2 protein-coding genes are annotated in these 1,082 nt (G+C 47.6%); both read right to left on the bottom strand.

What is annotated here, in order from left to right; genetic code table 11:
* Window positions 1-82 precede the first annotated feature (82 nt).
* Window positions 83-520, bottom strand: a complete 438-nt coding sequence (locus ACSV5M_RS21790) for a hypothetical protein (RefSeq protein WP_439178959.1) — start codon at window positions 518-520, stop codon at window positions 83-85.
* A 53-nt stretch (window positions 521-573) separates the two neighbouring features.
* On the bottom strand, window positions 574-939 hold the full coding sequence (locus ACSV5M_RS21795; RefSeq protein ID WP_439178961.1) for a hypothetical protein: 366 nt from the start codon (window positions 937-939) through the stop codon (window positions 574-576).
* Window positions 940-1,082 lie beyond the last annotated feature (143 nt).

Genomic DNA, 1,082 nt, shown 5'->3' on the forward strand with positions numbered 1-1,082 from the left:
CATACATAACGCGAACCATCCGGTCGCGTTTGAATGCGGGTAATACAACCCAGGTAATGTTGAGGAAACGCCTTCATCGCAATCACTCCTTGTGATGGCTTCCGTCATTGCATTCACAGCGTCCATAACTTCGGCCGCAATCACGGCATACAGGCGGCGAATCGGGAATGAGCGCTAACAACTCACGCATCACATTAAATGTTGAAGAGTCGCGACGCTCATATAAACTATCCCGCATCGCTAATTCGTCTTCATCTAACTGTGCTTTGACGTAGTCCAATTCTTCCTGAAGTGCGCGATCCAATAATTCAGTAACAGTTCCTAACAACCCATGCGGCACAAACTTACCGTCGTTGTTCTTGAAATAGAACTCCAAGTCGGACGTGCGGTACTGATTGTTATTCCCTACCCAGCAATAGGTGTCCGAACTCTCCTCATCCAACTGCACGTTGAACGGTTGGGCGCAGTGTTGCGATGGGTAATATTTACTTGTTGAATTGAGATTAGCGTATATGGTCATAATGAATTCCCTCAAAAAAATAGGAGCACCCTAAGGTGCCCCAGTGTTTGAATTTAAATGAGAATGCGAGCAACAGGGACCGGCATGAGACTAACCAATACGTCGTACTCCGTTTTCTCGACAATCTTTGCGTTGATCAGCACATCAAAAATTCCCCGGTTTTCTGAGTAATCTTTGATGGCAGTTTCTTTGTAACCAAACGGATAACCTGGAACGCACAGAGACGCCGTTGCAAACGGCTCGCCTGGTGAGCACGAGTCGGCATCCGGACGCGCGCGGTTATGCTCCGTATCGGCGACATAAAGTTGAATCACATGTTGCCGGCGATTATTTTTGTAAAGTCCTTCAACACAAACTTCACAATCGATATCGCCGAATCGCACGATATGTTTGACTTTGACGGGAGTGGACGCAGTCATGGTATAACTCCTTGAAAAACGAGGAGCACCCACGAGGGGATGACTCCCCTGGTGGGTGAATGGAAAATTACTCGGAAACAATCAATGCAAAGCGATCACGTGACACGCTTTCGTGCCAGCGAAACCGGAATGTGCTCAGAGAA

Source organism: Cellvibrio sp. ARAG 10.3, assembly GCF_051846955.1.
Classification (GTDB): Bacteria; Pseudomonadota; Gammaproteobacteria; order Pseudomonadales; family Cellvibrionaceae; genus Cellvibrio.